Consider the following 23,572-nt stretch of genomic DNA (forward strand, 5'->3'; position numbering starts at 1 on the left):
GCCGCCGGATGCCATAGCCGGTGTGCGGCCTTTCATCTAGCGCCTTTTCAAGAGGCTCCGCATGCGATTGCGCAGGAGCCGCGCCATGTTGCGGGTCTCGCGGTAGAGATGGAGCTGCGAGGCCGCCTGGCGGGCCGGCCGGTCGGCGTCGGGCGTCAGGCCGACCACCAGCGTGCCCATCGGCTTGCGCTCCGTCCACAGGCGACTCATCACCGGATGGTCGGGCACCGCGCAGGAATCGGTCATGGCGACATTAGGATCATCGAGATGCTGCTTGGTCACCTCGATCATCAGCAGTGTGCCCGGCGAATAGGCCGAGAGCGTCTCGTCATACGCCGTCTTCCAGGTGTAGGCGACGCCCGCTTCGACGAAGACGACGAGAGAAGCGATCGTACGGCCGTCGAGCGTCAGTGTGTGGATGCGGCACATGTCGTGCTCGGCGAGCCTGTGCACCGCCTCGCGGGCGAAGGCGGCGCGGTAGCGGTCGATCGCCATGGCCGTGCGCTCGCGGCCCTTCCAGCCGGCCGCCTCCAGGGTCAGGAAGCTTTCGATGGCGTGGCGGATCTCTTCCGGTCCGCGCGCCACCACATGGTCCAGCTTGCCAAGGCCGGCGAGGCGCCGCTTCAGCCGGCGGAATTCACGGTAGTGATGCGCGCGCAACGAGGCCTTGAGGTAGTCGTCGCCGTCGGCTTCGCTCTCCAGCACCGGGCGCTCGGCCTTGCCGGTGACGACCAGGGTCAGGCCGCGGCTGTCGGCAAAGGAGGTGAGGAGGCTCGCCACCGGGCCGTCCAGCTTGATGTCGGGCAGCACGAAGACCTTCGGCAATTTGAGATGCGGCCTGGACAGCATCGAGAAGAAATCCTCGATGACGCCGACCGGATCGTCACGATCGACCAGCGGCGTGCCGAGCGGGCCGAACGGGCTCGACCATGTGCGCATGACCGGGACGCCGAGCGGAATTGCGGGGCGCTCGACCGAGAACGGCACAAGGAGCCGCAGCCGGTTGCGGAACTCGTCGCCGTCGCGGATCACCGCCAGCCGCACCTCGCGGTCCTCGAGCCTCGGCATGGCCGGCGCCAGGAAGCGCGGGTTGAAGAAGACGTTGGGCTCGATCGTGCGGGCGCTAAGATAGTCGAGCTCCTCGACCAGGTCGAAGCCGGCCGAGGCGGGATAGATCGCGAGCTTGCGCTCCGGCCGGTTGTTGGCGAACAGCTCGATATGGGCGGGATCGGCCTCCCTGACGAGGCCGGCAAGGCCCGACACCATGGCGCCGGCGGGCCCGCCGCTGGTCTCTTCAAGCAGCGGAATGGCGGCCATCAGGCGACTTCCTTGTTTGCGGGCACGAAAATCGCCATGACGATGCCGAGCTTGCGCCAGACGGTGAAGGACAGCGCGCCGGCCTCGAAGACCATGGCGAGGCTGGTGGCGATCGCCGCGCCCCAAAGGCCGAAGAGCGGGATCAGAACCACATTAAGAGCGATATTCAGCACGAGCGTCATGGCATATACGGCGGCGCAGATGTTCTGGTTGCCGCTCATGGTGAGCAGGCTTTCGCAGGGGCCGACGGCGCCGCGCGCGACGACGCCGAAGACCAGCAGGAAAAGCAGCGGATAGCCGGCGGTGAATTCAGGGCCGAACAGCACCAGCATCGGCTCGCCGAGCGCCAGCACCAGCAGCGCCATCGCGAGCGAGGGCCAGAAGGTCCAGGAGACGGTCTCGCGGGCGAAGGCGGCGAGCCTTTCCGGCTCGCCATGGGTGAATTGCGCATAGCGCTGGGCAACGCCCGCCTTGACGGCGAAATAGACGAAATGCACCAGAGCCAGCGTTTTCACGGTGGCGAAATAGACGGCGACGTCATTGGGCTCGAGATAGGCGCCAACCATCAGCACATCGGCATTGGTGAGCAGGAAGAAAAAACTCTCGACCAGGAAGATCGGGAGCGAGACCAGGAACCACCGGCCGAAATGCACGGTCATCGGCCCGGCCGGGATCTGCTTGTCCATGCGCGAGGTCACGCCCATCAGTTGGCCGAGCGTCGTGGCATAGGTGGCGGCGATCGAGGCGAAGATCGCGGTCTTGGCATCCGGCACGTAGTGCATGGCGAGCATAAGCGCCATGAACACCAGGATCAGCACCGGCCGCACCAGATAGGTCGGCGACAGCGCGAACAGCGCCCATGAGTTCGCCCGCGCCAGTCCCTGAAGGAGGTCGCCCATCGCGATCATCGGCAGGCAGATGATGCCGAGGATGAAGGGGATGACGTAGTAGTTCTCGATCCAGGGCGAGGCGAGCCAGACGCCGAGCGCGCCCAGCCCCGCGATCACCGTCGAAGCGACCAGCACGAACAGCCGGCTCGCCAGCACGATGCCGCGCAGCTCGGCGAGCATGCCGCGCTCGCGATACTCGGGAATGAAACGGATGACCGAGGTGTGGAAGCCGAGGCAGGCGAGATTGCCGACGATGACCATCGTCACCCAGACCAGCACGAAGATGCCGTATTGGAACGAGCCCATCCAGCGTGCCATCAGCACCTGGCTGACGAAGGCGATGACCGCGCTGACGATGCGGATGGAAAAGGCGATCAGCGACATGCGGCCGGCTTCGCCGCGTTCGTCGGCGCTGAACAGCACGGCGTCGATGCGGCCAAGCAGCGGCCGCATGCGCAGCGCCCAGCGCTGCGGCAAGAACCGCCCGGCAGTCGTCGCCGCGGAAAAGCGCACCCCGAATACTCTCCGTTTTCCGCCTGTTTCCAAGGTTTCGGTGTATGCGAAACACATTAAGAAACGGTTGGGTGGAGGGCTTCCTTCTCCCCGTCATATCCGGGGAGAAGAAGGGAAGGGGATCAAGCGAAGGCGCCGTGGCAGTGCTTGTATTTCTTGCCGGAGCCGCAGGGGCAGGCCTCGTTGCGGCCGACCTTGCCCCAAGTCGCGGGATTCTTCGGATCGCGATTTTCCGGTGCCACCATGGCATGGGATTCCTGGCGGACCAACAACGCCGTCTCGCCGCCCTGGAAGTCGTCCTCGCCGGTGGTGCCGTCGATATGGCTGCCGAACATATCCGGCGCCGACGGCGGCGGCGCTTCAGCCGCCTGGCGGACCAGCTCGACGCGCATCAGCTGCGCGGTCACGGCCTGGCGCAGATTGCCGAGCATGCCCTGGAACAGCTCGAAGGCCTCGCCCTTGTATTCCTGCAGCGGATCGCGCTGGGCATAGCCGCGGAAGCCCACGACCGAACGCAGATGGTCGAGGTTGACGATGTGCTCGCGCCATAGATGGTCGAGCGTCTGCAGCACGACCGAACGCTCGACATAGCTCATGACGTCGGGGCCGAAGCGCTCGGCGCGTTCCTTGGCGGCTGCCTCGGCGGCGGCCGAGATGCGCTCGCGGATGTCGTCCTCGGCGATGCCCTCCTCCTTGACCCAGTCGTCAATCGGCAGGTCGAGATTGAGGTACTGCGCCACTTCCTCCTTCAGGCCGGCGACGTTCCACTGCTCGGCATAGGCGTTTTCCGGGATGTTCTTGGCGACGATTTCCTCGATGACGCCCTCGCGCATCTCGGCCACCGTCTCCGACAGGCCTTCGCCATCCATCAGCTCGATGCGCTGCTCGAAAACCACCTTGCGCTGGTCGTTGGAGACGTCATCGTATTTCAGCAGGTTCTTGCGGATGTCGAAGTTGCGCGCCTCGACCTTCTTCTGCGCCTTCTCCAGCGCCTTGTTGATCCACGGGTGGATGATGGCCTCGTCTTCCTTGAGGCCGAGCTTCTGCAGCATGCCGTCCATGCGCTCGGAGCCGAAGATGCGCATCAGATCGTCCTGCAGCGACAGGAAGAATTTCGAACGGCCAGGATCGCCCTGGCGGCCGGAACGTCCGCGCAGCTGGTTGTCGATGCGGCGCGATTCATGGCGCTCGGTGGCCAAGACGTAGAGTCCGCCGGCGGCCAGCGCCTTTTCCTTCAGCTGCGCGACGTCGTCGCGGATCTGCTGTTCGCGCGCTTCGCGCTCCGGGCCGGCGGGCATATCCGCCAGTTCTTCGGCGATGCGCATGTCGGCATTGCCGCCGAGCTGGATGTCGGTACCGCGTCCAGCCATGTTCGTGGCGATGGTGATGGCGCCGGGCTTGCCGGCCTGGGCGACGATAGCCGCCTCGCGCTCGTGGTGGCGGGCGTTGAGCACCTCGAAATTCTTGACGCCTTCCTTGCGCAGGCGCTCGGCCAGCTGCTCGGATTTCTCGATCGAGGTGGTGCCGACCAGGATCGGCTGGCCGCGCTCTCGGGCGTCGCGGATCTCCTTGACGATGGCCTTGTACTTCTCTTCCACCGTCCGGTAGACCTCGTCGTCCTCGTCCCTGCGGGCGACCGGCAGGTTGGTCGGGATCTCGGTGACTTCGAGATTGTAGATGTTGGCGAATTCCTCCGCCTCGGTCAGCGCCGTGCCGGTCATGCCGGCGAGCTTCTTGTAAAGGCGGAAATAGTTCTGGAAGGTGACGGAGGCCAGCGTCTGGTTCTCCGGCTGGATCTGCACATGCTCCTTGGCCTCGAGGGCCTGGTGCAGGCCTTCCGAATAGCGGCGGCCCGGCATCATGCGGCCGGTGAACTCGTCAATGATGACGATCTCGCCGTTGCGCACGATGTAGTCCCTGTCCTTCTGGAACAGCAGGTGCGCCTTCAGCGCATTGTTGACGTGGTGGACGATGGCGACGTTCTCGACGTCGTAGAGCGACTCGCCCTTCAACAGGCCGGCATCGCGCAGCATGTTTTCCAGCTTCTCGGTGCCGTCCTCGGTGAAGATCGTGGTTTTCTGCTTTTCATCGACCTCGTAGTCGGCCGGGCCGAGCTTCAGCATAAAGGCGTCGATGGTGTTGTACATTTCCGAGCGGTCCTCGAGCGGACCGGAAATGATCAGCGGCGTGCGCGCCTCGTCGACAAGGATCGAGTCGACTTCGTCGACGATGGCGTAGGCATGGCCGCGCTGGACCATCTGCGAGCGCTCATACTTCATGTTGTCGCGCAGATAGTCGAAGCCGAGCTCGTTGTTGGTGGCGTAGGTGACGTCGGCGGCGTAGGCCTCGCGGCGCTCGTCGTCGGAGAGGCCATGAACGATGATGCCGACGGTGAGGCCGAGGAACTTGTAGACGCGGCCCATCCATTCGGCGTCGCGCTTGGCAAGATAGTCGTTGACCGTGACGACATGCACGCCCTTGCCGGCGAGCGCGTTGAGATAGACCGGCAAGGTGGCGACCAGCGTCTTGCCCTCACCGGTGCGCATCTCGGCGATGCCGCCATTGTGCAGCACCATGCCGCCGATCAATTGGACATCGAAGGGACGCATGCCGAGAACGCGGCGGGCCGCCTCTCGCACCGTGGCAAAGGCCGGTATCAGCAGGTCGTCGAGCGAGGCGCCATTGGCGAAGTCCTGGCGGAATTTCTCGGTGCGGCCGGCAAGCTCGGCATCGGAGAGCGCCCGCATCTCGTTTTCCAACCCATTGATGGCCTCGACCCGGGGCCTGGTCGCCTTGACTCGGCGGTCGTTGGAAGAGCCGAAAACCTTACGCGCGAGAGCGCCGAGACTGACCATCCAATGGTCCTTTCGATAGCAATTTTAGCCGTTTGCGACAGGCGCCTGGCGGGCCCATCAAATCCGCGTGAATGCGGACAAACGCAAAAAGCGCCCGGAAAACGGTTCTGGACGCCAAGTCGTTGGACAGATAAGAGGGGGCTCAACTGATGTCAACGCCGCGTTAGCCCTATGGGCAGCGCCAAATTCCGCCACAATCGGACTGATCTGGAACCTTCCCGTTCAAGCGATCCTTATCGGCAATCCCCATTGGAGTTATCTTGATGTCCCTGTCGTTCCGCCGCGCGTCGCTCGCCAGCCTTGGCTTGGCCTTCGGGCTCTCGGCTCTTTCGCTGTCGCCGCTGATGGCGCAGGAAACCAAGCCCGCCCAGCCGGGCGCGGTGGCTCCCGCAGCCGCTCCCGTGGATCCCAACGCCGTGGTCGCCACCATAAACGGCGAGAAGCTGACCGAGGCCGACCTCGCGCTGGCCGAAGGCGAGCTGTCGCAGCAGTTCGCGCAGCTGCCGCCGGAACAGCGCCGCGCCGCTGCTCTTTCGGCGGCCATTGAAATCCGCGTCATGGCCAAGAAAGCGGTCGACAGCGGCCTCGACAAGGATGCCGATTTCCTGCGTCGGATGGCCTTCCTGCAGCAGCGCGCCCTGCACGGCGAGGTCGTCGAGAAGGAAGTCGTCGACAAGGTGACGGATGCAGATGTCCGCGCCCGCTACGACCAGGAAATCGCCAACACGCCGCCGGTCAATGAGATCCACGCCCGTCACATCCTCGTGAAGACGAAGGAAGAAGCCGAGGCGATCATCAAGCAGCTCGACGGCGGCGCCGATTTCCAGAAGCTCGCCAACGAGCACACCAGCGACCCGAGCGGCAAGTCGAATGGCGGCGACCTCGGCTGGTTCGGTCCCGGACAGATGGTGCCGGAGTTCGACAAGGCCGCGTTTGCGCTCGATGTCGGCAAGTACAGCAAGGAGCCGGTGCAGTCGCAGTTCGGCTGGCATGTCATCAAGGTCGAGGGCAAGCGCGCCAAGCAGCCGCCGGCCTTCGACGACGTCAAGGACCAGGCCAAGCAGGCCGTCATCCGCGACAAGTATTTCGCCATGGTCAAGGAATTGCGCGGCGCCGCCAAGATCGAGATCCCGGACGCGAAGCTGAAGTCGGCGGTCGACACGCTGGAGAGCGGCAAGTAAGCCGGCCAGCCTGAAAGATGCTGCTCAGGGCGCCTTCGGGCGCCCTTTCGCATTTCAGGCGCGCGCTATGCCGCGCACCCCGAGAGAGCCCATGAAGCGCGGCCAGAACGCTCTTGCGCCAGCGCGCGCTATCGGGCAAACCGGCCTCCTATTTGCGTTCTGCCGCTCCGGGGTCCCATGTCCGCAACGATTTCGCCGCTCGCACCGAAGAAATATCCCAAGATGCCGGTCATCGAGGGCGTGCGCATCGCTACCGCCGAGGCCGGGATCAAATATCGCAATCGCACCGATCTGCTTGCCATGATCTTCGATCCCGGCACGGCCGTCGCCGGTGTCTTCACCAAGTCGAAATGCCCCTCGGCGCCGGTCGACTACTGCCGCCAGAACCTGTCCGCCGGCAAGGCGCGCGTGCTGGTGGTGAATTCCGGCAATGCCAACGCCTTCACCGGCAAGAAAGGCCGCGCCTCGACGGCGTTGACCGGCGAGGCGGCGGCGAAGGCCGCCGGATGCTCCGAGAGCGAAGTGTTCCTGGCCTCGACCGGCGTCATCGGCGAGCCGCTCGACACCAACAAATTCAGCCATCTGCTCGCCGGCCTGGTGAAGGACGGCAAGCCGGACCTGTGGACCGAGGCGGCGAAGGCCATCATGACCACGGACACCTATCCGAAGGTGGCGACCCAGATGGTGAAGCTCGGCGACGCCGACGTCACCATCAACGGCATCGCCAAGGGCGCCGGCATGATCGCGCCCGATATGGCCACGATGCTCTCCTTCATCGCCACCGACGCGCCGATCGCAGCCCCGGTGCTGCAGGATCTGTTGTCGCGCGGCACGGCAAAGACCTTCAACGCGGTCACCGTCGACAGCGACACCTCGACCAGCGACACGCTGCTCTTCTTCGCCACCGGCAAGGCTGGTTCGCGCGGCGCGCCCCAGATCAGCGACCCGAAAGATGCGCGGCTCGGCGCCTTCCGCCGCGCACTCGGCAAGGTGCTGAAGTCGCTGGCGCTGCAGGTGGTGCGCGACGGCGAAGGCGCGCGCAAGCAGGTCGAGGTCACCGTCACCGGCGCCAAATCCGCGCGCTCGGCCAAGCGCGTCGCGCTTTCGATCGCCAACTCGCCGCTGGTCAAGACGGCGGTCGCCGGCGAGGACGCCAATTGGGGCCGCGTCGTCATGGCCGTCGGCAAGGCCGGCGAGCCTGCCGACCGCGACCGGCTGTCGATCTGGTTCGGCGACAATCGGCTGGCGCATGAGGGCGAGCGCGATCCGGCTTACTCGGAAGAAGCGACCTCGGCCTATATGAAGCGCGACGACATCCGCATCCGCGCCGACCTTGGCATCGGCCGCGGCAAGGCGACGGTGTGGACCTGCGACCTCACCAAGGAATATGTCGCCATCAATGGCGACTACCGGAGCTGATGGCACCGGTGTCGACGCATCCGGCAAGCGTGCTCGCGATCGTGCGCCGCTACGAGGCGGCGGGCTTTCGCGCCTGGCCCGCGGCGGCCGTTCACTATGACGGGACATGGCTGGTGCGGCTGACGGCGGGCCATCCGGCGAAGCGCCTGAATTCGGTCAATCCGCTCGATCCCGGCGACACGCATGCCATTGCCGAACGCATCGTGCGCGCCAGCCGTCGCTTCGAGGCTTACGGCCGGCCGCTGACCTTTCGTATGTCGCCGCTTTCGGGGCAGGTGCTGTCGACGCATCTCGACGATGCAGGCTGGAGCCGGTTCGACGAATCGGTGGTGATGCGTCTGCCGCTCAAGGAGGCGCAACTCGACGCCGCGATGGACCAGATTCCGCTGAAAGACATCAGCCGCTTCATCGGCGCGGCGATCAGGACGAACGGCTCGGACGCCTCGCTGCGAGCCGGCCTCTCGGAAGTCATCGGCGCAATCCAGCCTGAGGCGGGGCTGTTTGCGCTCGAGGACGGCAATGAGCCGCTGGCAACGCTGATCTGCGTCCACGACGGCGATCTCGCCGGCCTGTTCGAGGTGGCCACCGAAAAATCGGCGCGCAAAAAGGGCCATGGCCGCAACCTCATCCTGTCGGCGCTGAAATGGGCCAGGCTGCGCGGCGCGCGCGAAGCCTGGCTGCAGGTGGAAGCCGGCAATGTTGCGGCGCTGTCGCTCTACCGGTCGCTCGGCTTCGAGGAAGTCTATCGCTACCATTATCGCCGGCGGCCGGACGCATGAGCGAGATCACGCCAGCCGGAAAGCGCCTGCTTCTTGTCGCGGCCTGCGCGCTGGTGGATGCCGACCGACGCGTGCTTCTGGCGCAGCGTCCCGAGGGCAAGCAGCTCGCCGGCCTTTGGGAGTTTCCGGGCGGCAAGGTCGAGCCAGGCGAGACGCCCGAGGAATGCCTGGTGCGCGAGCTGCATGAGGAGCTCGGTATCGAGACCGAGATCCCCTGCCTGGCGCCGCTCACCTTCGCCAGCCACAGCTATGACCATTTCCACCTGCTGATGCCGCTCTACATCTGCCGGCGCTTCCGCGGCATCGCGCAGCCGAGGGAAGGGCAGGGGCTGAAATGGGTCAGGCCGCGCCAGATGCGCGACTACCCGATGCCGCCGGCGGACGCGCCGCTGATCCAGTTCCTCATCGATCTCTTGTGATCGTCACAGCCGTTCAGCGTTTCACCAAACGCAGTCCAAGCTGCCGTTTGCTCCGTCTGCTTTAGGCAGCGTTAATGGAAGATTTATCTCGACATGGAAAATTGACGCGAATCGTCCGCGTGGCGGCATGCCGATTTTGATTGGAGCCAATCCATGAGCCTCGACAGAGAATGGGACTCGATCCGGCCCGATCGCGCTTTCCGCGCCGCCGATGCCGGCATGGGTATCTTGCGGATCACCCTGCTTTTCGGGTCGGCCGCGGTGGCGCTGGCTCTGATCGCGACGCCTTTCCTGGACAGCCAGTTGCGTCCGCAGGGCGCGCGCGAGAGCTTGACCGGCGGACTCGACCTAAGCAGCACCGGTTCGATCGGTCGCCGCGATACCTACACCCTGCGGCGAAGCGTGCTGCAGCCGCTGCCAAGTTCCGTTTGCGTAATCCGCAACGATGGCAGCCGCTACGGCGAGTGCTAATTGGTTAATAAATTCAGCAAGAAACCGCTATTTCACCGCCCGTTAAGCTTTTGCCGTTAACCTTTCTTAACGGGTAGGCGCTATGGTTCCCGCCAAGAGGGATCGATGACCATGAAAAACCTGCTGCAGCAATTCATAGAAGATGAATCAGGCGCCACGGCCATCGAATACGGCCTGATCGTTGCCGTGCTGTCGCTTGCAATCGTCGGCGGCGTCGGCAAGGCCGCCGACGCGATCCAGTGGCTGTTCTCCGACAACAACAGCAGACTTGCCAACGCCTTTGCCCAGCACTGACCGCATCGGTCAGACCGCGGCGCGCATCGGTCAGTGCCCCCTCGGCTTCTCGAGGATCGTCTTCAGCGAGACCTTGGCCGAGCCAGGCTTCAGCGGCTTCTGCTGTGAGGCATCGGGCGCCCAGCCGGACATCCACACAATCGAAAAGCTTGCCCGGATGCGGCCGTCCGGGTCGGAAAACCGGTCGGCATAAATTTCGGCGGCGCGGGCGAACAGCCGCCGGGTGGCGGGACGCCGGCTGCGGTCCAAAAGCGGGCTGGTCTCGCCCATGGCGCGCAGGTCGGCGGCAAGCCCGAACAGCGAATCGTAGCGCACCGTGACCATCTCCACGTCGGCGACCGGCAGCGCCAGGCCGGCCCGCTGCAGCAGCGCGCCGGCGTCGCGCACATCGGTGAACGGCAGGACGCGAGGGCTCGCGCCACCGTAAAGCTCGGTCTCGGCGGCAAGCAGGCTCTCGCGCAACTCGGAAAGCGTGCCGGCACCGGCTAAAGCGCCGAGGAACAGCCCATCGGGCCTCAGCGCGCGGCGGATCTGCGCCAGCACGCCGGGGATGTCGTTCATCGCCTGCAGCGACAGCAGCGAGACGACAAGATCGAGGCTCTCCGCCTCGAACGGCACGGTCTCCGCCGGGGCGACCATGCCGGCTTCTCCGGCAAGGAAGGCACCGTCTGTTTCCACGCGCACTGTGTCGGCCACCTTGCCGCTGCCGGCGAGCACCCTGGCCGCAGCCGATGTCTGGCAAAACAGCGCCGCCGCCTTGCCGAATTTGCGCTCGACGGCGCCCAGCCGGTCGGCAAGGTCCTCGGCTGCCCGCCGCATCAGGAAATCGGCTCCGTCGACCGGGTGCATCAGCGCCCGGCGCTTGTGCGCAAGCCAGAGCTCCGTGTCGATCAAAGGCTGCAATGGGTTATTCCTGTTGTCGGCGCATGCTGGACCGATGCTATGGTGGCGCGGGGTTTCGCTTCACGTGGCCGATCCGGTGCGCAAGATCAAGACCATTGCGATGAAGGACATGGCGCGGCAGGCTCTGGGCTGGCCGGCGCGCCTGTTGTTTCCGCCGGTCTGTGCCGGCTGCCGCCGCCACGTCTCGCAGCCTGGCGTGCTGTGCGGCGCCTGCTGGCCGAAGCTTCGGCTGCTGGAGAAGCCTTGGTGTCCGGTTATGGGCACGCCGTTCACGCATGACATGGGCGACGGTTTTCTTTCCGCCGAAGCGATCGCCGATCCGCCGCCTTTCGAGCGGGCGCGGGCGGCGGTCGTCTATTCAGGGGTCGCGCGCCAGATGGTGCAAGGGCTGAAATACCAGGATCGCACCGATCTCGCGCCCTGGATGGCGCGCTGGATGATGCGCGCCGGCGCCGAACTGATCGCTGAAGCCGATGTCGTGGTCCCGGTGCCGCTGCATTGGCGACGCTTCTTCCGGCGGCAGTTCAACCAGTCGGCGGAGCTGGCACGGGCGGTTTCGAAGCTGAGCGGCCTGCCTTTCGCGCCGGCTGCGGTGAGGCGCGTAAAACTCACCCGCCAGCAGGTCGGGCTGGAGCGGCACGAACGCGAGGAGAATGTGCGCGCCGCCTTCCGCGTCCGGCCCGAGGCGGAAATCGAGATCGCCGGCCGAAGGGTGCTCGTCATCGACGACGTCTTCACCACCGGCGCCACGGTGCGGTCGGTGGCCAAGGCGCTGAAGAAAGGCGGCGCCGGAGCGGTCGACGTGCTGACCTTTGCCCGCGTCCTGCCGGGGGACTTCCGGGCCGATGAGTCTGCAACTATATAGGGCTTAAGTTGTTGTTTTGGTGCATGTCGCTTTCGCATAACCGTTGGGCGATGGGCACAGGCAGGATTGCTGATCGATGGTTGATGTGACGATCTATACCCGGATGATGTGCGGCTATTGCACCGCCGCCAAGCGGTTGCTCGAGCGCAAGGGTGTAGCCTATACCGAGCATGACGCGTCGTTCTCGCCGGAATTGCGCCAGGAAATGATTTCGCGGGCGCATGGGCGCACCACTTTTCCGCAGATTTTCATCGGCGACACGCATGTCGGCGGCTGCGACGACCTCCATGAATTGGAGTCCGAGGGCCGGCTGGACGTGTTGCTTGCCAACGGGGTGAGGGTTTGATCATGGGTGTTTTCAAGGCGGCGGCGGTGCAGATGCGTTCGGGCACCAGCCCGGAGCGCAACGCGGCTGATATGGAAAGGCTGGTCCGCGAGGCTGCACAGCAGGGCGCCACCTACGTGCAGACGCCGGAAATGACCGGCGCGCTCATCCGCGACAAGCAGGCGGGTGCCGCCGCTTTCACCAGCCAAGACAAGGACGTCGTCGTTTCGACGGCGCGGAAACTTGCGCAGGAACTCGGCATTTTCCTGCATGTCGGCTCGACGGCCATCCTGCGCGCCGACGGCAAGCTCGCCAACCGGGCGTTCCTGTTCGCGCCCGATGGCGCCATGATCGCCAATTACGACAAGATCCACATGTTCGATGTCGACCTCGACAACGGCGAGAGCTGGCGCGAATCCGCCTCTTACGAGCCGGGAACAGAGGGCGTCGTCACCGATATCAACGGCGTGAAGCTCGGCTTTGCCGTCTGCTACGACCTGCGCTTCCCGCAGCTATTCCGTGCCGAAGCGCTGGCGGGGGCCCAGGTGCTTTCGGTGCCTGCGGCCTTCACCCGCCAGACCGGCGAGGCGCACTGGCACGTGCTGCTCAGGGCACGCGCGATCGAGAACGGCACCTATCTCATCGCGGCCGCGCAGGGCGGCCTGCACGAGGACGGCCGCGAGACGTACGGCCATTCGCTGATCGTCGATCCGTGGGGACGCATCATCGCCGAGGCCGCGCATGATGAGCCCGCAGTGATCGTCGCCGAGATCGACCCGGCGCAGTCGGCTGCGGCGCGTCGCAAGATTCCCAATCTCAAGAACGCGCGGGATTTCACCGTCAATGCCGGCGAGGCGCCGCGTCTCAGGGGTGCAGCCTCTTGATCCGTTTTTCGCTCATCTGTGAACACGAGCACGAATTCGAAGCCTGGTTCCGCAGCAATGACGACTTTGGCACGCAGAAGAAACGCGGTTTCGTCGATTGCCCGATCTGCGGCTCGCACAAGGTCGAGAAGGCGCTGATGGCGCCGGCCGTCTCCACCTCACGCAAGCAGGAGAAGATGGCGCTGGCCATGGGCGACGCGCAGAAACAGGCGCTGGCACAGCTCAAGGCGCTCGCCGACAAGGTGCGCGAGAATGCCGACTATGTCGGCGACAAGTTCGCCGAGGAAGCGCGCAAGATCCATTTCGGCGAGACCGATCCGCGCGGCATCTATGGCGAGGCCACGCCGGACGAGGCGAAAAGCCTCGCCGAGGACGGCGTCGAATTCATGCCGATCCCGAGCTTTCCGGAGGACCGGAACTAAGAGTTCCGATCAGCTTTTTCAGCAGTGTCGCGAGCATTTTCCGGTCCTCTGGCGCCAAACCGGCGAGGATTTCATGCTCATTCGCGACGTGGGCGGTAAGGGCCTCATCGATGAGTTCGAGGCCTTTCGAGGTGAGTTGCACCACAACGCCGCGGCGATCGCTGGGATGCGGCGCGCGCTGGATCAGGCCCGCCTTTTCCAGCCGGTCGAGCCGGGCGGTCATTGCTCCGGAGGTCACCATCGTCGCCTCGTAGAGTTCGGTCGGCGTCAGCGCGTGAGGCGCGCCGGAGCGGCGAAGCGTGGCCAACACGTCGAATTCGCCCTGCTGCAGGCCGAAACGGGCAAAGACCGGCGCGAGCCGGTCGCGCGCGATCAGCGCGGACGCTTCGTTCAACCGCCCGATCACTCCCATCGGCGAGACGTCGAGGTCCGGCCGTTCCTTGCGCCATTGCTCCATCGCTCTTCCCGCACGGTCCATGTGCCTCATCGTAAAGTATCTTGACATTGAGAATCTTTATGCTATATTATCCCAAGTTGGAGCGGCCGCCAAGCTTGGCCGCGTAGCCACAGGATCACGCAGATGAAATTGCTCTGGGACTCCGCACTGGGTCTTCTGATCGTCACCGGCGGATTGCTCGGCATGACGCTCCCCTTCGGCAAGCTGGCAACGGCGGCCGGTGCCCCGGCAATGGTCTGGGCTTTCGTGATCTCGTTCGGCGCCGGCGGCGTGTTGCTCACAACGCTTCTGCTGCTCGGTCAGCGCATCCGGCTCACGGCGCACAAGCTGCGTTATTTCTTCATCACCGCAGCCATCTCCTACGCTCTTCCTAACTTGCTGATGTTCTCGGCCATCCCGCATCTCGGCGCGGGTTACACGGGCATCATGTTCACGCTGTCGCCGGTCATCACGCTGGTGTTCTCGATCCTGCTTGGGGTGCGGCGACCGAACCTGCTCGGCGTCATCGGCATTATCGTTGGTTTTATCGGCGCGGTGATGGTCGCGCTTACGCGTGGGGAGGCCGGCCAGCCGGCCGAATATTTCTGGGTGGCGGTCGGCCTTCTCATCCCCGTCAGCCTCGCCGCCGGCAACATCTACCGCACCATCGACTGGCCCGAGGACACCGGTCCGATCGAGCTCGCCGTCGGCAGCCATCTGGCGTCGGCAACCTTGCTTCTCATCGGCATCCTGACGCTGCTCGGCTGGCAGGCATTTGCTCCGCTCGGCGGCGTGCCGCTGGTGGTCGCCGCACAGGTGGCGTCGGCATCGGCGATGTTTGCCTTCTTCTTCCGGCTGCAGGCGGTCGGCGGGCCGGTCTATCTCAGCCAGATCGGCTATGTGGCGGCGGCGGTCGGGCTCTTTGCCGGCACGATCTTCCTCGGCGAGCATTATCAGCTTCTGACCTGGCTGGGCGCGGCCATCATCACCGCCGGCGTGCTCGTCACCACCAAGGCGCAGAGCCAGCCAAGCCCGAAGCTGCAAAGCCAGGCGGCGTAAACGCTTCAGTTGGCCCTCAGACCGAGGCTTTTTCGGCCAGCACCATGTAGTTGACGTCCATGTCCCTGGATTTCTGCCAGCGGTCGGCCAACGGATGATAGATCACGCCGGTCCGGTCGACGATGGTCAGCCCCGCCGCGCCAAGCGCCTTTGCCAACTCCTCCGGCCGCACCAGCTTGCCGAACTGATGCGTGCCGCGCGGCAGCCAGCGCAGAACATATTCGGCGCCGATGATGGCAAGACCAAGCGCCTTCAGCGTGCGGTTGATGGTGGCGACGAACATGATGCCGCCGGGCCGGACCATCTCGCTGCATTTGGCGACGAAGAGATCGACATCGGCGACATGCTCGACCACCTCCATGTTGAGGATGACGTCGAATGTCTCGCCGGCCGCGGCCAGCGCCTCGGCCGTGGTGGCGCGATAGTCGACAGTGACCCCGGCTTCGGCCGCGTGCAGCTTAGCGACCTCGATGTTGGTAGCCGAGGCGTCGGCACCGACCACTTCCGCGCCAAGCCGCGCCATCGGTTCGCATAGGAGCCCGCCGCCGCAGCCGATGTCGAGGAAGCGCAGTCCCTCGAATGGCCTTGCCGCGCGCGGATCGCGGCCGAAGCGCGCCGCCACCTGGTCGCGGATATAGGCAAGCCGCACAGGGTTGAACTTGTGCAGCGGCCGGAACTTGCCGTTCGGGTTCCACCATTCGGCGGCAAGGGCGGAGAAGCGTTCGACTTCTCCGGCATCTATGGTCGATCGGCGGGGCTCAGGCATGGGGCGGGTCTCCTCGAACGCCAGCAAGTCGGGGAACGCTAGGAAGTCGGGTCCCCGGCAGCGAAAGTCAAGGCGGGTTTTTCCACTGCCGCCAACCAGCCGCAGCGAGACGAGGACGGTCGAGCCTAACGCGACAGCGCAATCGCGGCATGGCTCATGGTAACGCTGGCCGGCTCGATCGCCTGCATCGCTTGGCAATCGCCGATCTCGGCCGTGATGCGCTGAGCCGCGGACTGAGCCTGCTCGAGGCTTTGCCAGCGCACGACGTCGACCCAGCTTCCGTCGTCGCGCTCGCCGAGATGGCGGCTGAGAAAACCGGGCTGGTGCGCCAGCCAGTCGGTGACGACGCCATTTTGGGCAACAAAACCAGGCGCAGCATCCGGCTTGAGGCGGAAGGTCACGATCTCCAGCGTCTCGGTCATGCAATCCTCCATGCGATTTCCTCTAAGCTTATCGCATTGCGCGGCAGGAATCCGTCAGGAGACCTCAAAAATCGGGCCAAGGCCGCTTCTCCCGTGCCCTCGCTTGCGAAGCCTTGCTGTTTTAGCTAAGGAGGCCGCGCATTTCCGCGGCTCGGCTGGTCCGGGCGCATTTTCCATTTACCGGCCCCAAGCCGGCTTCAGTCAAAGGCATCTCGCTTCCATGGCGCGCATCGTGATGAAATTCGGCGGAACTTCGGTCGCCGACATCGCCCGCATCCGCAATGTGGCGCGCCATGTCAAACGCGAGGTCGATGCCGGCCATGAGGTCGCCGTGGTGGTTTCGGCCATGGCCGGCAAGACCAACGAACTGGTCGGCTGGACGCGCGAGGCCTCGCCCATGCACGACGCGCGCGAATATGACGCCGTTGTCGCCTCCGGTGAGCAGGTCACGGCCGGCCTGTTGGCGATAACCCTGCAGAACATGGGTGTCCATGCCCGTTCCTGGCAGGGCTGGCAGATCCCGATCAAGACCGACAACGCCCATGGCGCGGCGCGCATCCTCGACATCGACGGCGCGTTCCTGATCAAGCGCTTCGGCGAGAGCCAGGTGGCGGTCATCGCCGGTTTCCAGGGCATCGGCCCGGACAACCGCATCTCGACCCTCGGCCGCGGCGGCTCCGACACCAGCGCCGTGGCGATCGCGGCCGCGGTCAAGGCCGACCGTTGCGACATCTACACCGATGTCGACGGCGTCTACACGACTGATCCGCGCATCGAGCCGAAAGCCCGGCGGTTGGCCAAGATTTCGTTCGAGGAAATGCTTGAAATGGCCTCGCTCGGCGCCAAGGTGCTCCAGGTGCGGTCGGTCGAGCTTGCCATGGTGCACAGGGTGCGTACCTTTGTGCGGTCGTCCTTCGACGATCCCGACGCGCCCGGAATGGGGGATTTGCTCAATCCGCCCGGAACGCTCATTTGCGACGAGGAAGAGATCGTGGAACAGCAGGTCGTCACCGGAATTGCCTATGCCAAGGACGAAGCGCAGATCTCGCTGCGCCGCGTCGGCGACCGCCCAGGCGTCGCCGCCGGCATCTTCGGCCCGCTGGCCGAGGCCAACATCAATGTCGATATGATCGTCCAGAACATCTCCGAGGACGGCAAATTCACCGACATGACCTTCACGGTACCGTCGGGCGACATCGACAAGGCGCTGGCCGTGCTCGAGCGGCTGAAGGCCGATGTCGGCTACGACGTCGTGCAGTCGGAAGCCGGCATGTCGAAGGTCTCGGTCATCGGTATCGGCATGCGAAGCCATGCCGGTGTCGCGGCCACCGCCTTCAAGGCGCTGGCCGACAAAGCGATCAATATCCGGGCGATCACCACCTCCGAGATCAAAATCTCGATACTGATCGACGGTCCCTATACGGAACTTGCAGTTCGTACTTTGCATTCCGTCTACGGGCTCGATAAGCAATAGCAAGAACTGAGTCCGCTATTGCGTGAGCGCCGGCCGCGGCAGAAGCTGCGGCGGGCAACGTGCCCATTGGAGAAGAAGCCGCGATGCGTGACATGGCCGGTGGCCCGCGCGTTTTGCTGAGACGGCTCCGCGAGCTCATGCAGGAGCCGCTGGAGCCGCAGGAGCGGCTCGACCGCATCGTGCGCGACATCGCCTCCAACATGGTCGCCGAGGTGTGCTCGCTCTATGTGCTGCGCGCCGATTCGGTGCTGGAGCTCTACGCCACCGAAGGTCTGAACCCCACCGCCGTCCATTTGGCGCAGTTGAGGCTCGGGCAAGGCCTTGTCGGCACCATCGCCGCCAGCGCGCGGCCGCTCAATCTCTCCAACGCGCAGGAGCATCCGGCCTTCGCCTACCTGCCGGAGACGGGCGAAGAGATCTACAATTCCTTCCTCGGCGTGCCGGTGCTGCGGGCAGGGCGCACGCTGGGCGTCCTGGTGGTGCAGAACAAGACCATGCGCCACTATCGCGACGACGAGGTCGAGGCGCTGGAGACGACGGCGATGGTGATCGCCGAGATGGTCGCCACCGGCGATCTTGCCCGTCTCACCCGGCCGGGGCTCGAACTTGACCTGCGCCGTCCGGCAAGCTTCACCGGTCTTGCCTTCAACGAAGGCGTCGGGCTTGGCCATGTCGTGCTGCACGAGCCGCGCATCGTCGTCACCAACCTGTTCAACGAGGACAGCGAGGAGGAGGTGCGTCGCCTCGACCGTTCGCTCGGCTCGCTAAGGCTGTCGATCGACGACATGCTCGAGCGCCGCGACGTCGCTTTCGAGGGTGAGCATCGAGAGGTGCTCGAGGCGTATCGCATGTTCGCCAACGACCGCGGCTGGGTGCGCCGGCTGGAAGAGGCGATCCGCAACGGCCTGACTGCGGAAGCGGCCGTCGAGAAGGTGCAGAGCGACATGCGCGCACGCATGCTGCACATGACGGACCCCTATCTGCGCGAGCGCATGAGCGATTTCGACGATCTCGCCAACCGGCTCTTGCGCCAGCTGATGGGGCGCGGTCCGGAGGATGTCGCGGCCTCTCTTCCAAAGGACGCCATCATCGTCGCCCGCTCGATGGGTGCGGCCGAATTGCTCGACTATCCCAGGGACAAGCTGCGCGGCCTGGTGCTGGAGGACGGCGCGGCCACCAGCCATGTCGTCATCGTCGCGCGCGCCATGGGCATTCCGGTCGCAGGCCAGGTCAAGGGCGCCGTCTCCATGGCGGAAAACGGCGATGCCATCATCGTCGACGGCGAGGAAGGCACCATCCACCTGCGGCCGCAGTCCGACCTCGAGGCCGCCTATGCCGAAAAGGTCCGCTTCCGAGCTCGGCGGCAGGAAATCTATCGCGAACTGCGCAAGAAGCCGTCGCTGACCAAGGACGGCGTCCCCGTCGATCTCCTGATGAATGCCGGCCTTGCCGTCGACCTGCCGCAGCTTTCAGAATCGGGAGCGGCCGGCATCGGCCTGTTCCGCACCGAATTGCAGTTCATGGTGGCCTCGACCTTTCCGCGCGCCGAGGCGCAGGAGCGGCTCTATCGCGATGTGCTCGAGGCGGCGCGCGGCAAGCCGGTCACCTTCCGTACCATCGACATCGGCGGCGACAAGGTGCTGCCCTATTTCAAGGGCGCGGTGCAAGAGGAAAACCCGGCACTCGGCTGGCGGGCGATCCGCCTCACTCTCGACCGCCCCGGCCTCCTCAGGACACAGATCCGCGCGCTGCTCAAGGCTTGTGGCGGGCGTGAGCTGAAGCTGATGCTGCCAATGGTGACGGAACTGTCGGAAATCGCGCAGGCGCGCGAGATCATCGACCGCGAAGTCCGGCACCTGTCGCGTTTTGCGCATCATTTGCCGACGAGCCTCAAGCTCGGCGCGATGCTGGAGGTGCCGTCGCTGCTGTTCCAGCTCGACGAGTTGATGAAGGCGGTCGACTTCGTCTCGGTCGGCTCCAACGACCTCTTCCAGTTCGTCATGGCGGTGGACCGCGGCAACACGCAGCTTGCCGACCGTTTCGACACGCTGTCGGCGCCGTTCCTGCGCGTGCTGAAGCAGATCGCCGACGCCGGCGCGCGCAACCAGACGCCGGTGACGCTGTGCGGCGAGTTGGCGGGCAAGCCGATCTCGGCGATGGCGCTGATCGGCGTCGGCTTCCGCTCGATCTCGATGTCGCCGGCCTCGATCGGCCCGGTCAAGGCGATGCTGACTGAACTGCCGCTGCAGGAGCTGGAAGCCTTCTTCCAGGACAATCTGATGGCCCCCGCCCAGGGAACGCCAATGCGGGCGCTGCTGCAAGCCTTTGCCGACGACCGCTCCATTCCGCTCTAGATTCACGTGAGGGCGGTCTGAATGTCGATTTTCTGCGCTTCCGGTGCTCATGTACCTAAATGTACATTCCGCTCCGGTTCTCGAAATTCGCCAGTTTCGACTCGTCCTGACGTGAAGTCCACCGAAGTCCCAAGCCCATGATCAACCTGCCCCGCGACCGCATGGACCAAGTCGTCAAGCGTTTCGACATGCTCGAAGCGCAGATGTCGGCAGGGCCGTCGGCCGATGCCTATGTCAAAATGGCTTCCGAATATGCCGAGATCCAGGAGATGGTGGGCAAGATCCGGGCGTTGCGCGCCGCCGAGCAGGAACAGGCCGACCTCGAGGCGATGCTCGCCGACAAGAACATCGATGCCGAGATGCGGGCGCTGGCCGAGGGCGACCTGCCGGAGGTTAAGGAGCGCATCGAGGTGCTGCAGAAGGATATCCAGATTCTGCTCCTGCCCAAGGATGCCGCCGACGACAGGAACGCCATCCTCGAAATCCGCGCCGGCACCGGCGGCGACGAGGCGGCCCTGTTCGCCGGCGATCTGTTTCGCATGTATGAGCGCTACGCCGCCTCGCGCGGCTGGCGTTTCGAGGTCGTTTCGGCGAGCGAAGGCGAAGTCGGCGGCTACAAGGAAATCATCGCCTCGGTGTCGGGCAAGGGCGTGTTCGCGCAGCTGAAATTCGAATCCGGCGTGCATCGCGTGCAGCGCGTGCCGGAAACCGAGGCCGGCGGGCGGATCCATACCTCGGCGGCGACGGTCGCCGTACTGCCCGAGGCCGAGGAGGTCGATATCGATATCCGGGGAGAGGACATCCGCATCGACACCATGCGCGCGTCCGGCTCCGGCGGGCAGCACGTCAACACCACCGATTCGGCGGTGCGCATCACGCATCTGCCGACGGGCATCATGGTGGTGCAGGCGGAAAAGTCGCAGCACCAGAACCGGGCGCGGGCCATGCAGATTTTACGGGCGCGGCTCTATGACCTGGAGCGCAGCCGCGCGGACGAGGAGCGCTCGTCGTCGCGAAAATCGCAGGTCGGCTCGGGCGACCGCTCGGAGCGCATCCGCACCTATAATTTCCCGCAGGGACGCGTCACCGACCACCGCATCAACCTCACCCTTTACAAGCTCGACCGGGTGATGATGGGCGAGCTCGACGAGGTGATCGACGCGCTGATCGCCGACCATCAGTCGAAGCTGCTCGCCGACATGGGTATTGATGGCTGATCCTTTGCCCTCGGCACTTCGACCGCTGCTGCGCGCGGCGAGGGAGCGGCTCGCTGCCGCCGGCATTGCCGATCCGGCGCTCGATTCCAGGCTGATCGTCGAGCATTTTTCCGAAACCACGCGCACCCAGGCTATCGCGGAGCCGGGCCGAACGGTGGATTCTGCGGCTCTTGCGGCAATCGAGGCGGCCCTGAGGCGTCGCGTCGCAGGTGAGCCGGTGCATCGCATTCTCGGCTATCGCGAGTTCTATGGGCTGCGGCTGTCGCTGTCGCCGGACACGCTGGAGCCGCGCCCCGATACCGAGACGCTGGTCGACGCGATCCTGCCCTTCGCCAAGTCGACGGCCGAAAGGCTTGGCCAGTGCCGTCTTCTCGATCTCGGCACCGGAACCGGTGCAATCGCGCTGGCGCTGCTCAGCGCGATTCCGGCCGCGACCGCGACCGGCGTTGATATTTCGCCCGGCGCGCTGGCGACCGCCACGCGAAACGCCGCGGATCTGGGGCTCGGCGGGCGCTTCAAGGCCTTGCATTCCAACTGGTTCGAAAAAGTTTCGGGCCGATACCATTTAATTGCCGCGAATCCACCCTATATACCCAGTCGAGACATTGGAAATCTGCAGGACGAGGTCCGCGATTTCGATCCACGCCAGGCCCTTGATGGCGGTGTGGACGGGCTGATCCCCTATAGGATCATCGCCGGAGAGGCGGAAGGATTTCTGGAAGCGCAAGGCAAGGTAGCGGTCGAGATCGGCCATACGCAGCAAAGCGAGGTGACCGCGATCTTCGCGGCAGCCGGCTACAGGCTGCCGGAGGCGCGACGCGATCTCGGCGGAAACGACAGGGTTCTGGTGTTTGAGCGTTGAAACCCCTGATGCAGTGCGAAAAAACGCTTGGCAATATTAGGGAATGCAGCTAGGTTCCGGCTTAACCGGATGAGACGAAGCAGGCAGTGCTCTTAGCGATTCGGTTTTCCTTGGAAATAGCTGCCTCCTTGCGCAAACGACGCCCATGCTTCGTGCGGGAATCGTCCGGCAAGTGATGTAACCGGAACAGGATGGCACGTGGCGCCAACGCAATCGATGCGGGCGAACGCCGGTGAAAAAACGAAACGGTCGGCTGCATGAGCGCCACCGTTCGCGACGAGTTTTAGAAAATTCACATGAAGAGAGTCGAATGAGGCCACAACAGCAGAACAGGCGCATGCGCGGTCGCAACAACAATGGCGGCGGTGGCAACAACAACCGCAAGGGGCCCAATCCCCTGACGCGCAACTATGAGAGCAACGGTCCGGACGTGAAGATCCGCGGATCGGCTCAGCAGATCGCCGAAAAATATGCCGCACTCGCCCGTGACGCGCAAAGCTCCGGCGACCGGGTGATGGCGGAGAACTATCTCCAGCACGCCGAGCACTACAATCGCATCATCGCGGCCGCGCAGGCGCAGATGCCCATCCAGAACGCCCAGCAGAACCGCGACGACTTCGATGACGACGTCGATGAGGATCGCGACGAGTTCGACACGGTCGGCAACGCAAATGCCGGCGAGTCGCAGGCCGCCGCGAACGGTTCCGGGCCGCAGCCGGTGATCGAAGGCACGCCGGCGGAACTCGCCTACAACCAGGAAAACGGCCGCGACAACAACCGGCGCGACAATAATGGTCGTGACAGACACCGCGACCGCCGCAATGGCGGCTATGGCCAGTACGGTCAGAATGGTCAGCGCGGCGACAATGGTCAGCGAGAGCGCAGCGAACATGGCGGCCAGCAGATCGATCAGAGCCGCCGCAATGAGGCGCAGGCCAAGCCGGAGGGCTCCGCCGAAGACGGCGTTGCGGCCGAGCAGGCTCCGCTGTTCGACAGCTTCTCGCCTGCGGGCCTTGCCGCCCAGGCCGAGCGCAACGAAGCCGGCACGGACAATGGCGGTGGGCGTCGGCAGAGACGTCCACGTCGCGGTCGCGGCAATGCCGAGCAGGGCCATAGCGCCGAGCAGGGCAATGCCGATGAAAGCAATGCCGGCCGGGCGGACAGCGCCGCCGATGGCGGCAACGTCGCGGACAGCGGCAGCGCGACTGCCGCGACTGCCGCCAAAGAGGCAAATGCAGCGCCGAGCGAGAACGGCGCCGGTGAGCCGGCAGGCGGCGCCGGCGAGCCGGCAGTCGCCGACGCAGATAGCTGACCGCAGGTCTATTTCCAGGCAATTCGAACGGCGGAGAGGTTTCTCCGCCGTCAGATTGCTGACAAACCCCTGGCGTTTGCCGGGGGTTTTTGATTCACTGGGTCATGTTGAAGCGACCCGCCCCTGAACAGAC

At 64.9% G+C, this 23,572-nt stretch carries 23 protein-coding genes; 16 read left to right on the plus strand and 7 right to left on the minus strand.

The window, feature by feature from the left end; translation table 11 throughout:
• Positions 1–36: 36 nt before the first annotated feature.
• The 3 genes from CK221_RS23005 to secA form a co-directional block, all read right to left on the minus strand.
• Positions 37–1,317, minus strand: a complete 1,281-nt coding sequence (locus CK221_RS23005; protein WP_095779370.1) for a GNAT family N-acetyltransferase — start codon at positions 1,315–1,317, stop codon at positions 37–39.
• On the minus strand, positions 1,317–2,720 hold the full coding sequence (locus CK221_RS23010) for a lipopolysaccharide biosynthesis protein (protein WP_095779371.1): 1,404 nt from the start codon (positions 2,718–2,720) through the stop codon (positions 1,317–1,319). The genes CK221_RS23005 and CK221_RS23010 overlap by 1 nt, the downstream gene beginning before the upstream one ends.
• Before the next feature lie 122 nt (positions 2,721–2,842).
• Positions 2,843–5,575, minus strand: a complete 2,733-nt coding sequence (gene secA, locus CK221_RS23015) for a preprotein translocase subunit SecA (protein WP_066990130.1) — start codon at positions 5,573–5,575, stop codon at positions 2,843–2,845.
• Positions 5,576–5,838: 263 nt separating this feature from the next.
• On the opposite strand from secA, the gene CK221_RS23020 reads away from it, so the two are divergent.
• The 6 genes from CK221_RS23020 to CK221_RS23045 all read left to right on the plus strand — a co-directional run bounded on the left by CK221_RS23020 (position 5,839) and on the right by CK221_RS23045 (position 10,138).
• A complete protein-coding gene (locus CK221_RS23020) occupies positions 5,839–6,756 on the plus strand; it encodes a peptidylprolyl isomerase (protein ID WP_095779372.1) in 918 nt (305 codons plus the stop codon).
• Between the two features lie 177 nt (positions 6,757–6,933).
• Positions 6,934–8,175, plus strand: a complete 1,242-nt coding sequence (gene argJ, locus CK221_RS23025; protein ID WP_066990124.1) for a bifunctional glutamate N-acetyltransferase/amino-acid acetyltransferase ArgJ — start codon at positions 6,934–6,936, stop codon at positions 8,173–8,175.
• On the plus strand, positions 8,175–8,954 hold the full coding sequence (locus CK221_RS23030) for a GNAT family N-acetyltransferase (RefSeq protein WP_176477585.1): 780 nt from the start codon (positions 8,175–8,177) through the stop codon (positions 8,952–8,954). The genes argJ and CK221_RS23030 overlap by 1 nt, the downstream gene beginning before the upstream one ends.
• Positions 8,951–9,373 carry a (deoxy)nucleoside triphosphate pyrophosphohydrolase gene (locus CK221_RS23035; protein ID WP_066990121.1) on the plus strand — a complete coding sequence of 141 codons (423 nt, stop codon included), beginning with the start codon at positions 8,951–8,953 and terminating at the stop codon, positions 9,371–9,373. The genes CK221_RS23030 and CK221_RS23035 overlap by 4 nt, the downstream gene beginning before the upstream one ends.
• A gap of 153 nt (positions 9,374–9,526) precedes the next feature.
• The gene (locus tag CK221_RS23040; protein WP_067319072.1) at positions 9,527–9,844 is read left to right on the plus strand and encodes a hypothetical protein; all 318 of its coding nucleotides are present in this window, start codon (positions 9,527–9,529) and stop codon (positions 9,842–9,844) included.
• A gap of 105 nt (positions 9,845–9,949) precedes the next feature.
• Positions 9,950–10,138, plus strand: coding sequence for a Flp family type IVb pilin (locus CK221_RS23045; RefSeq protein ID WP_095779373.1), 189 nt, complete (start codon positions 9,950–9,952; stop codon positions 10,136–10,138).
• A gap of 30 nt (positions 10,139–10,168) precedes the next feature.
• Here the strand turns inward: CK221_RS23045 and CK221_RS23050 are convergent, their stop codons facing one another.
• Positions 10,169–11,041, minus strand: coding sequence for a methyltransferase domain-containing protein (locus tag CK221_RS23050; RefSeq protein WP_095779374.1), 873 nt, complete (start codon positions 11,039–11,041; stop codon positions 10,169–10,171).
• 64 nt (positions 11,042–11,105) lie between these two features.
• Here CK221_RS23050 and CK221_RS23055 point away from each other — a divergent pair, with 64 nt between their 5' ends.
• From CK221_RS23055 to CK221_RS23070, 4 genes are all read left to right on the plus strand, one after another.
• Positions 11,106–11,906 (plus strand): ComF family protein, encoded by an 801-nt coding sequence (locus CK221_RS23055; protein WP_095779390.1) that lies wholly within the window; start codon positions 11,106–11,108, stop codon positions 11,904–11,906.
• 76 nt (positions 11,907–11,982) lie between these two features.
• Positions 11,983–12,252, plus strand: coding sequence for a glutaredoxin 3 (gene grxC, locus CK221_RS23060; protein ID WP_095779375.1), 270 nt, complete (start codon positions 11,983–11,985; stop codon positions 12,250–12,252).
• A gap of 2 nt (positions 12,253–12,254) precedes the next feature.
• Positions 12,255–13,115 carry a carbon-nitrogen hydrolase family protein gene (locus CK221_RS23065; protein WP_095779376.1) on the plus strand — a complete coding sequence of 287 codons (861 nt, stop codon included), beginning with the start codon at positions 12,255–12,257 and terminating at the stop codon, positions 13,113–13,115.
• On the plus strand, positions 13,112–13,537 hold the full coding sequence (locus CK221_RS23070) for a DUF1178 family protein (RefSeq protein ID WP_066990107.1): 426 nt from the start codon (positions 13,112–13,114) through the stop codon (positions 13,535–13,537). The genes CK221_RS23065 and CK221_RS23070 overlap by 4 nt, the downstream gene beginning before the upstream one ends.
• Here CK221_RS23070 and CK221_RS23075 read toward each other — a convergent pair.
• Positions 13,500–14,015, minus strand: a complete 516-nt coding sequence (locus CK221_RS23075) for a MarR family transcriptional regulator (RefSeq protein ID WP_066990104.1) — start codon at positions 14,013–14,015, stop codon at positions 13,500–13,502. The two genes, CK221_RS23070 and CK221_RS23075, sit on opposite strands and share 38 nt — an antisense overlap.
• A gap of 102 nt (positions 14,016–14,117) precedes the next feature.
• Here CK221_RS23075 and CK221_RS23080 point away from each other — a divergent pair, with 102 nt between their 5' ends.
• Positions 14,118–15,032 (plus strand): DMT family transporter, encoded by a 915-nt coding sequence (locus CK221_RS23080; protein WP_095779377.1) that lies wholly within the window; start codon positions 14,118–14,120, stop codon positions 15,030–15,032.
• A 16-nt stretch (positions 15,033–15,048) separates the two neighbouring features.
• Here CK221_RS23080 and ubiG read toward each other — a convergent pair whose 3' ends face one another.
• Together ubiG and CK221_RS23090 are read right to left on the minus strand one after the other, a co-directional pair.
• A complete protein-coding gene (ubiG, locus tag CK221_RS23085; protein WP_066990476.1) occupies positions 15,049–15,798 on the minus strand; it encodes a bifunctional 2-polyprenyl-6-hydroxyphenol methylase/3-demethylubiquinol 3-O-methyltransferase UbiG in 750 nt (249 codons plus the stop codon).
• Between the two features lie 125 nt (positions 15,799–15,923).
• Positions 15,924–16,220, minus strand: a complete 297-nt coding sequence (locus CK221_RS23090) for a hypothetical protein (protein WP_143749089.1) — start codon at positions 16,218–16,220, stop codon at positions 15,924–15,926.
• Between the two features lie 220 nt (positions 16,221–16,440).
• Between CK221_RS23090 and CK221_RS23095 the strand changes: the two genes are divergently transcribed.
• The 5 genes from CK221_RS23095 (at position 16,441) to CK221_RS23115 (ending at position 23,439) form a co-directional block, all read left to right on the plus strand.
• Complete coding sequence (locus CK221_RS23095) at positions 16,441–17,694, plus strand: aspartate kinase (protein WP_066990093.1); 1,254 nt, start codon at positions 16,441–16,443, stop codon at positions 17,692–17,694.
• 83 nt (positions 17,695–17,777) lie between these two features.
• Positions 17,778–20,048, plus strand: a complete 2,271-nt coding sequence (ptsP, locus tag CK221_RS23100) for a phosphoenolpyruvate--protein phosphotransferase (protein WP_095779379.1) — start codon at positions 17,778–17,780, stop codon at positions 20,046–20,048.
• Positions 20,049–20,185: 137 nt separating this feature from the next.
• A complete protein-coding gene (gene prfA, locus CK221_RS23105; RefSeq protein ID WP_095779380.1) occupies positions 20,186–21,265 on the plus strand; it encodes a peptide chain release factor 1 in 1,080 nt (359 codons plus the stop codon).
• Positions 21,258–22,127, plus strand: a complete 870-nt coding sequence (gene prmC, locus CK221_RS23110; protein ID WP_095779381.1) for a peptide chain release factor N(5)-glutamine methyltransferase — start codon at positions 21,258–21,260, stop codon at positions 22,125–22,127. The genes prfA and prmC overlap by 8 nt, the downstream gene beginning before the upstream one ends.
• Before the next feature lie 337 nt (positions 22,128–22,464).
• A complete protein-coding gene (locus CK221_RS23115; RefSeq protein ID WP_245430711.1) occupies positions 22,465–23,439 on the plus strand; it encodes a DUF4167 domain-containing protein in 975 nt (324 codons plus the stop codon).
• Positions 23,440–23,572 lie beyond the last annotated feature (133 nt).

The organism is Mesorhizobium sp. WSM3868, assembly GCF_002294785.1.
In the GTDB taxonomy this organism is placed as follows: Bacteria; Pseudomonadota; Alphaproteobacteria; order Rhizobiales; family Rhizobiaceae; genus Mesorhizobium.

Excerpts from the sequence above, each read along its gene's own strand:
- CK221_RS23075 (WP_066990104.1), bottom strand. The coding sequence starts at position 14,015 with ATGGACCGTGCGGGAAGAGCGATGGAGCAATGGCGCAAGGAACGGCCG.
- grxC (WP_095779375.1), top strand. The coding sequence starts at position 11,983 with ATGGTTGATGTGACGATCTATACCCGGATGATGTGCGGCTATTGCACC.
- CK221_RS23035 (WP_066990121.1), top strand. The coding sequence starts at position 8,951 with ATGAGCGAGATCACGCCAGCCGGAAAGCGCCTGCTTCTTGTCGCGGCC.
- CK221_RS23065 (WP_095779376.1), top strand. The coding sequence starts at position 12,255 with ATGGGTGTTTTCAAGGCGGCGGCGGTGCAGATGCGTTCGGGCACCAGC.
- ptsP (WP_095779379.1), top strand. The coding sequence starts at position 17,778 with ATGCGTGACATGGCCGGTGGCCCGCGCGTTTTGCTGAGACGGCTCCGC.
- prfA (WP_095779380.1), top strand. The coding sequence starts at position 20,186 with ATGATCAACCTGCCCCGCGACCGCATGGACCAAGTCGTCAAGCGTTTC.
- argJ (WP_066990124.1), top strand. The coding sequence starts at position 6,934 with ATGTCCGCAACGATTTCGCCGCTCGCACCGAAGAAATATCCCAAGATG.
- CK221_RS23045 (WP_095779373.1), top strand. The coding sequence starts at position 9,950 with ATGACCATGAAAAACCTGCTGCAGCAATTCATAGAAGATGAATCAGGC.
- prmC (WP_095779381.1), top strand. The coding sequence starts at position 21,258 with ATGGCTGATCCTTTGCCCTCGGCACTTCGACCGCTGCTGCGCGCGGCG.
- CK221_RS23005 (WP_095779370.1), bottom strand. The coding sequence starts at position 1,317 with ATGGCCGCCATTCCGCTGCTTGAAGAGACCAGCGGCGGGCCCGCCGGC.
- CK221_RS23080 (WP_095779377.1), top strand. The coding sequence starts at position 14,118 with ATGAAATTGCTCTGGGACTCCGCACTGGGTCTTCTGATCGTCACCGGC.
- CK221_RS23090 (WP_143749089.1), bottom strand. The coding sequence starts at position 16,220 with ATGACCGAGACGCTGGAGATCGTGACCTTCCGCCTCAAGCCGGATGCT.
- CK221_RS23030 (WP_176477585.1), top strand. The coding sequence starts at position 8,175 with ATGGCACCGGTGTCGACGCATCCGGCAAGCGTGCTCGCGATCGTGCGC.
- ubiG (WP_066990476.1), bottom strand. The coding sequence starts at position 15,798 with ATGCCTGAGCCCCGCCGATCGACCATAGATGCCGGAGAAGTCGAACGC.
- CK221_RS23020 (WP_095779372.1), top strand. The coding sequence starts at position 5,839 with ATGTCCCTGTCGTTCCGCCGCGCGTCGCTCGCCAGCCTTGGCTTGGCC.
- CK221_RS23040 (WP_067319072.1), top strand. The coding sequence starts at position 9,527 with ATGAGCCTCGACAGAGAATGGGACTCGATCCGGCCCGATCGCGCTTTC.
- secA (WP_066990130.1), bottom strand. The coding sequence starts at position 5,575 with ATGGTCAGTCTCGGCGCTCTCGCGCGTAAGGTTTTCGGCTCTTCCAAC.
- CK221_RS23095 (WP_066990093.1), top strand. The coding sequence starts at position 16,441 with ATGGCGCGCATCGTGATGAAATTCGGCGGAACTTCGGTCGCCGACATC.
- CK221_RS23115 (WP_245430711.1), top strand. The coding sequence starts at position 22,465 with ATGCGCGGTCGCAACAACAATGGCGGCGGTGGCAACAACAACCGCAAG.